We start from the raw sequence: 6,708 nt of genomic DNA, 5'->3' as shown, positions 1-6,708 counted from the left end.
CTCCTGCGGCAGTTGCTGCATCAACTGGACGAAGCCCTGACCTTCCTCGTGGCCGAGCAAATTGGAGGTCGGCACGCGCATGTCGTTGAAGAACAGCTCCGACGTGTCGTTGGCCTTGAGCCCGATCTTGTCGAGGTTACGGCCGCGCTGGAAACCTTCGACCTCGTCGGTCTCGACGACGATCAGCGAGGTGCCCTTGGCGCCCTTCTCCGGATCGGTCTTGGTGACGACGATGATGAAGTTCGCAAGCTGGCCGTTGGTGATGAAGGTCTTGGAACCATTGATCTTGTAGTGGTTGCCATCCTTCTGCGCCCGCGTCTTGACGCCCTGCAGATCGGAGCCGGCGCCGGGCTCGGTCATGGCGATGGCGCCGATCAGCTCGCCGGTCGCCAGCTTCGGCAGCCATTTCTTTTTCTGCTCCTCGGAGCCGTAGTGGAGGATATAAGGGGCGACGATCGAATTGTGCAGGCCGATGCCGAACCCGTCGACGCCGACATGGCCAATGGCCTCGATGATGGCGCTCTCATGCGCGAAGGTGCCGCCGGAGCCGCCATATTCCTCCGGCATAGAAGCGCAGAGCAGGCCGGCGGAACCTGCCTTCAGCCAGCTTTCGCGATCGACCATCTCGTTCTTCTCGAACTCGTCGTAGCGCGGCGCGATCTCCTCCGACATGAAGCGATGCGCCATGTCGTAGAGCATGCCGACCTCGTCCGCCGCCCAGGCGGGCTTCGGCAAAGAGAGCACTTCGGCGGGATTTGTCGCCACGATTTCCTCCGCGTATCGACAGACAGAAAGGCCAGTGAGGTCGAGCTTAGAACGCTTCCGCCAGCAGTGCCATCAATGTGTCGGCGCCGCTCGAAATGCGGGCGAGATGAGCCGATGTCTCCGGCATGATCCGCTCCATGAAGAAGCGCCCCGTCACGACCTTGTTGCCGTAGAAAGATTGCGCGCCATTGGCGTCCGTCTTACCAAGTGCCACCTTGGCCATCTGCGCCCACATATAGCCCAGAGCGACCAGGCCGAAGAGATGCATGTAGTCGGTCGAGGCGGCACCCGCATTGTCGGGCTTGGCCATGCCGTTCTGCACCAGCCACATGGTCGCCGCCTGCAAATCGTTGAGACCTTTCTTCAACGCCTTAGTGAACGGCGCCATCTTCTCGTTAGCGCGGTTCTCCTCGCAGAATTCGCCGACCTCCTTGAAGAAGGCCTGCACGGCGCGGCCGCCATGCAAACCAAGCTTGCGGCCGACGAGGTCGAGCGCCTGGATGCCATTGGCGCCTTCATAGATCATGGCGATGCGGGCATCGCGCACGAACTGGCTCATGCCGTGCTCTTCGATATAACCGTGACCGCCGAACACCTGCTGCGCCATGACGGCGTGGTCGAACCCTTTGTCGGTGAGCACGCCCTTGACCACCGGCGTCATCAGGCCGGTGTAGTCGTCGGCGGCCTGGCGATCCTTGTCATCGCCGGAGCGGTGGGCGATGTCGGACTTGATCGCCGTCCACAGCGCCAGCGCGCGGCCGGCCTCGTTGAAGGCTTTCATGGTCATCAGGCTGCGGCGGATGTCGGGATGGACGATGATTGGATCGGCCTTCTTGTCCGGCGCCTTCGGCCCAGACAATGAGCGGCCCTGCAAACGGTCCTTGGCGTAGCCGACAGCGTTCTGATAGGCGATCTCCGACAGCGACAACCCCTGCAGGCCGACACCGAGGCGCGCCTCGTTCATCATCGTGAACATCGCCTTCAGGCCGCCATTGGGCTCGCCGAGCAGCGTGCCCTCAGCCTCGTCATAGTTCATGACGCAGGTCGAATTGCCGTGGATGCCCATCTTCTCCTCGATCGAGCCGCAGGAGACGGTGTTCCTGTTGCCCGGATTGCCCGACGGGTCGAGCTTGAGCTTCGGCACGATGAACAGCGAGATGCCCTTGACGCCTTCCGGCGCACCCTCGATGCGGGCCAGCACCAGATGGACGATGTTGTCCGACATGTCGTGTTCGCCGGCCGAGATGAAGATCTTCTGGCCTGAAATCTTATAGGTGCCATCGCCGTTCGGCACCGCTTTGGTCCGCAACAGGCCGAGATCCGTGCCGCAATGCGGCTCGGTCAGGTTCATGGTGCCGGTCCAGGCACCCTCGATCATCCTCGGCAACCATGTCGCCTTCTGCTCGTCGGTGCCGTGGGTGATGATTGCCGCGATCGCGCCCTGCGTCAGGCCAGGATACATCATCAAGGACATATTGGCCGAGACCATATATTCGGCGACGGCGGTGTGCACGGCATAGGGCAGGCCCTGGCCGCCGAACTCGACGGGTGCGGCCAATCCCATCCAGCCGCCCTCGCGGTACTGGTCGAAGGCCTCCCTGAAGCCTTTCGGCGTGGTCACCGAGCCATCGTCGTGACGCACACAGCCTTCCATGTCGCCGACACGGTTCAGCGGATGCATGACGTTTTCGGCGAGCTTGGCGCCTTCGGCGAGGATCGCCTCGAGCACATCGGGCGTGGCGTCGGCAAATCCGGGAAGGTTCGAATAACGCTGATAACCCAGAACCTCGTTGAGCACGAACAGCGTATCCTGGACCGGAGCCCTGTATGTCGGCATGCTTTTTCTCCACCCTGCAAACCCGGTCCGAATGCCCCGAAGACAAGCCAGGGCGGCATGCGGACCCATATTGGGAGCGGGATAGCAAAAATTGACGTTTGCGTAAACGTCAATTTTCTCGATGCGACAAGATTCCCCGCCCCCTGGAGCAATGAGCGTAGCGGCGCGACGTTGCGCAAGCCAGCGCCGAAAGGCCATAAGAGTGGGCCAGGACAACGAAAAGCCGCGTGGCAGGCCACGCGGCTAGACAGAACTCGGACAATCAGCAGACGACTTGGTGTCTGGCGCAATTCCTGACGGAATTGCTTCAGCTGGCGGCGCTCGCCTGCGGCGCCGAACGCTCGCTCAGCATCTGGCGCACCGCCGACATCGAGCCGCTGAGCTCGTTGATGGCGTCGTCGATCAGCGCCCGTTGCTTCTGCAGGCGGGCAAGCTGCTTTTCCGACTTGTCCAGCGCAAGCTTGAGCTGCTTGGTGTTTGAACCGGTGGGATCGTAGAGATCCATCATCTGCTTGACGTCGCGCAGCGAGAATCCGACCTTGCGGCCAAGCAGGATCAGCTTGAGGCGGGCCTTGTCGCGGCGCGTGTAGAGACGGGTCGAACCGTCGCGCTGCGGGTTGAGCAGGCCCTTGTCTTCGTAGAAACGCAGCGTGCGCAGCGTCACTCCATATTTCTTCGCCATCTCGCCGATGCGGACGAGGTCCTCGCCGGCTTCGGCAGACATATTGGTATTGGCCGCGGTCTCGCCGGCCGAGATAAGCTTCATGGTCACTGGCTTTCCCCGTCTGGTGGCGTCGCGGTCCTGGACCGTGCGTCGCCTGACTGGAAGCGGGGGCCTGCTTCCAGTCGTGGTTTCAACAAACAAATCGCAAACATGCGCTCAATGCGCCTTTTACGTTTACGTCAATTCTATACCGATTGCCGCAGGATGACGCAAGGGCGTTCTGCGCCCCGCCCTTTATGCCGCACCGTCAGGCCGGCAGCCAACATCCTTTCGATTTCTTAAGTTTGGTTAACGCGTTGTTTACCACGTTGGGGGAAATGTGGGCGCGTCGGCTACCCGTGTTTATCCTGTATCGAATTTTTCACGGTTTTTCGGAGCGCGGGCGAGAGCCCGGGAAGCTCGTCTTCCGCCGCGGCATCGCCGCCGGTCGCCTTCGTTCCGATAGGGACCTGGGGGAACTGGCCGCGAGCCAGCCATTCTGAAAGACGGACGCACCGATGAACAGCAAGCGGTCCTATCTCGATACACTCAATGCCGGCAGGCAGCGCAGGCCGCAGACCACGCTCGATCAGTTGAACCAGTCGCTGGAGACACTGGAGCAGCGGCTGGAGCGGACGCGCGAGGATCCGATGGCACGTCCCGAACTCCGCCAACCCGATCCCCGCCAATATGGTGCCGATGCGCGCTACCCCGCCGCCCGGCCCTCTGGCCAGCAGCGCTGGTATGAGGACCCGCAGCCCGCGTCGCGTCCGAAGAGCCCGATGCAGGGAGCCGCCGCTTTCGAGCAGAATTACCAGGCCATTGCCCGCGATATCGATCGCGTGCGCGGCCAGGAGGATGGCGTTGCCATGGTCGGCAAGATCGCCGGCGAATTGCGCGGCATGCGCGAGGAATTGCGCCACCAGATGACCGCAGGCCTGCAGCGGGAATTCGAAGCGCTGCGCAAGGACATCGAGCGGGCCTTCCAGTCAGGCGCAAGGCCCGGTGCTTCGGCCAAGGGCAGTGCTGAACTCGGCCTTGAGTTCGAGCGTCTTTCGGGCGCCATCCAGACCCTGGCCGAGAAGAGCGACGACAGAAGCGTCAACATGCTGCGGCTCGAGCTCGAACAGGTCAAAGCCGCACTCGAAACGCTGGCACGCGAAGAGAGCGTGCAGAAGGTCGACCGCCGCTGGGACGATTTCGATCGCCGCTGGACGGCGTTCGAAGACCGCGTCGACGCCGACCAGCGCAAGCGCTCGGACGACCCGGGCCTGTCTGCTCTCACCGCCCGGCTCGAGCAGATCAGCAATGCCGTCAACAATTTGCCGGAATCGTTGTCGCTGCGCTCGCTGGAGGAGAAGGTGCGCACGCTTGCCGGCGCTGTCGACCATTTCGCCAGCCAGCAAGACAATCGCGGCAGCGACACGCTTGGCATGATCGACGAGCGGCTGGACGAGATTTCCCGCGCCATCGTGGCATCGACGGTCGCCGCGCAAGCCAATTCATTCGACCACGAGGCTTTCGAGCGCATAGAGAGACGGATCGACTCGCTTGCCGGCCAGATCCAGGAAGTGGCGCAGGATCGTCCCGGCAACGCTGTCATGGACCGGTTGATCACGCTGTCGGGCCGGGTCGACGAACTCGCCGGCCGCGCCAATCTGCCGGAGCAGGCGATGGAGCGCCTGGCCAAGCAGATCGCATTCATCGCCGACAAGATCGACCAGGCACCCGCCATGCCTGACGCCGACTACATCTTCCATGGGCTGGAGCAACGCTTCGACGTCCTGTCGAGCATGATGGAACGCCGCCAGGGTGACGCCATCGAGCAGGGCAACATGCTGTTCCGCGATCTCGAGCGCAGGCTGGACGAGGTTGCTGACAGGCTCGACCAGCGCATGCCGCAGGTCGACAGCGTCGGCATCATGGAAGCCATCGATGCCCGCTTTACGGCGCTCGCCAGGCGCCTTGAAACGCGTGTGCCCGATCCCGCGGGCGAAGCGGCGATCCGCGGACTGGAGAGCCGGCTCGAAGACATTTCAAGCCGGCTGGACGCGTCGGCCGCACAGGTCGCCGGCATCGATCCGGCGCTGATCCGCAGCCTGGAAGCACAGGTTGCCGGCCTGTCGGCTCATCTTTCCAAGCCCAGCACCCCGCTGCCGGAATTCGAGGACATCAGCCCGCGTCTCAACGAAATTGAAAAGTCGCTCGCAGGAACCCGCGATTCCATCCTTGGCGCGGCGCGCGAAGCGGCCGAGAACGCAGTGCAATCGCTGGCCGGTTCGAGCGCCAATACGACCGCGGTTTCCGGCCTCGCCCAGGATTTGAAGACGCTTGAAACGCTGACGCGGCGCTCCGACGAACGCAATTCGAGAACGTTCGAGGCCATCCACGATACGTTGCTCAAGATCGTCGACCGGCTGGGTTCGCTCGAACCCGGCGAGCCGGTCGAGGCGATGAGCGAATTGCTGGATGCGGCACCGGCCGAGCCGAGCAACTGGCGCGGCGTGCGCCGACCCAAAATGGCCGTCGACGCGCCGTCGATGGATATCGATCAGCCCCTGCCATTGACTGGGGACATGGCAGATCTCGATGGCCGTGCCGCCGCCATCCTGCGCAATGAGCCGGGTGCACGCGGCGACCTGGGTATGCGTAGCGACCTCGGTATTGGTATTGGCACGCGCACGCCGGCCGAGGCTGCCGCGGCGGCGGCCATGGCCGCGCTCGGTTCGGACACGATCGCCGAGAAAGGCGGACAGGCCGGCGGCCGCAAATCGTTGTTCGGCGGGCTGGCCCGCGCCTTCAAGGGCAAGAAGGAGGCGGATATCCCGCCACTGGCCGGCTCAGCGCCGAGTGCCCCAATACCGAGCGTCGATCTCGACGAGCCGCTCGATCCGAAAATGGCCAACCGGCCGCTGGAGCCCGGCTCCGGCGCACCTGACCTCAATGCCATCATGAAGCGCGTGCGTGACGAGCGCGGCCAGCCGGCCAAGCCCAGCGACACCGATGCCGCGAAATCGGATTTCATCGCCGCTGCCCGGCGCGCGGCGCAGGCCGCGGCCGCCGAGGCCGATGCGCTGAAGCGCCAGTCGACGGTGACCGGACCGGTGAAGGCACTGCGGATCGGCGACCTGCTCAAGGCACGGCGCAAGCCGATCCTGATGGGGACAACCGCGATCCTGCTGGCGCTGGGCGCCCTGCAACTGGGCAAGGCCTTCTTCGCCGATCCGGCCCAGGTGGCGAGCAACGATGTCGTGCCGATCGTCGCCTCGCAGCCGATGCAAACCGCCTCGCTCGATGCCGCGAGCCAGCCAAAGACGGACGCGCAGCCCGCGGCAGTGGAAAGCGCGCCGGACCATGCCGTCAGACAGGCCGAGCCATCCGCACCGGCAACCAAGGACGACAT

General features: G+C 63.7%; 4 protein-coding genes. 1 reads left to right on the top strand and 3 read right to left on the bottom strand.

The annotated features are described in order from the left end of the window. From EN925_RS17445 to EN925_RS17435, 3 genes are all read right to left on the bottom strand, one after another. Positions 1–765, bottom strand: a 765-nt coding sequence (locus EN925_RS17445) for an acyl-CoA dehydrogenase family protein (protein WP_128336750.1), incomplete at its 3' end; no start/stop codon positions are given. Between the two features lie 46 nt (positions 766–811). Further along, on the bottom strand, positions 812–2,602 hold the full coding sequence (locus EN925_RS17440) for an acyl-CoA dehydrogenase (RefSeq protein WP_127368993.1): 1,791 nt from the start codon (positions 2,600–2,602) through the stop codon (positions 812–814). Between the two features lie 307 nt (positions 2,603–2,909). Next, complete coding sequence (locus EN925_RS17435) at positions 2,910–3,368, bottom strand: MerR family DNA-binding transcriptional regulator (RefSeq protein ID WP_013533661.1); 459 nt, start codon at positions 3,366–3,368, stop codon at positions 2,910–2,912. 455 nt (positions 3,369–3,823) lie between these two features. Between EN925_RS17435 and EN925_RS17430 the strand changes: the two genes are divergently transcribed. Beyond that, on the top strand, positions 3,824–6,708 hold a 2,885-nt coding region (locus EN925_RS17430; protein WP_128336748.1), incomplete at its 3' end, for a peptidoglycan-binding protein.

Source organism: Mesorhizobium sp. M7A.F.Ca.US.006.04.2.1 (genome assembly GCF_004022915.1).
GTDB classification, from domain to species: domain Bacteria; phylum Pseudomonadota; class Alphaproteobacteria; order Rhizobiales; family Rhizobiaceae; genus Mesorhizobium; species Mesorhizobium ciceri.
The sequence above is the reverse complement of the archived record's forward strand: the minus strand, read 5'-3'. Positions and strand labels throughout refer to the sequence as shown.

Bases quoted from the DNA above. Each gene is read 5' to 3' on its own strand.
- EN925_RS17440 (WP_127368993.1), bottom strand. From the start codon at position 2,602: ATGCCGACATACAGGGCTCCGGTCCAGGATACGCTGTTCGTGCTCAAC.
- EN925_RS17435 (WP_013533661.1), bottom strand. From the start codon at position 3,368: ATGAAGCTTATCTCGGCCGGCGAGACCGCGGCCAATACCAATATGTCT.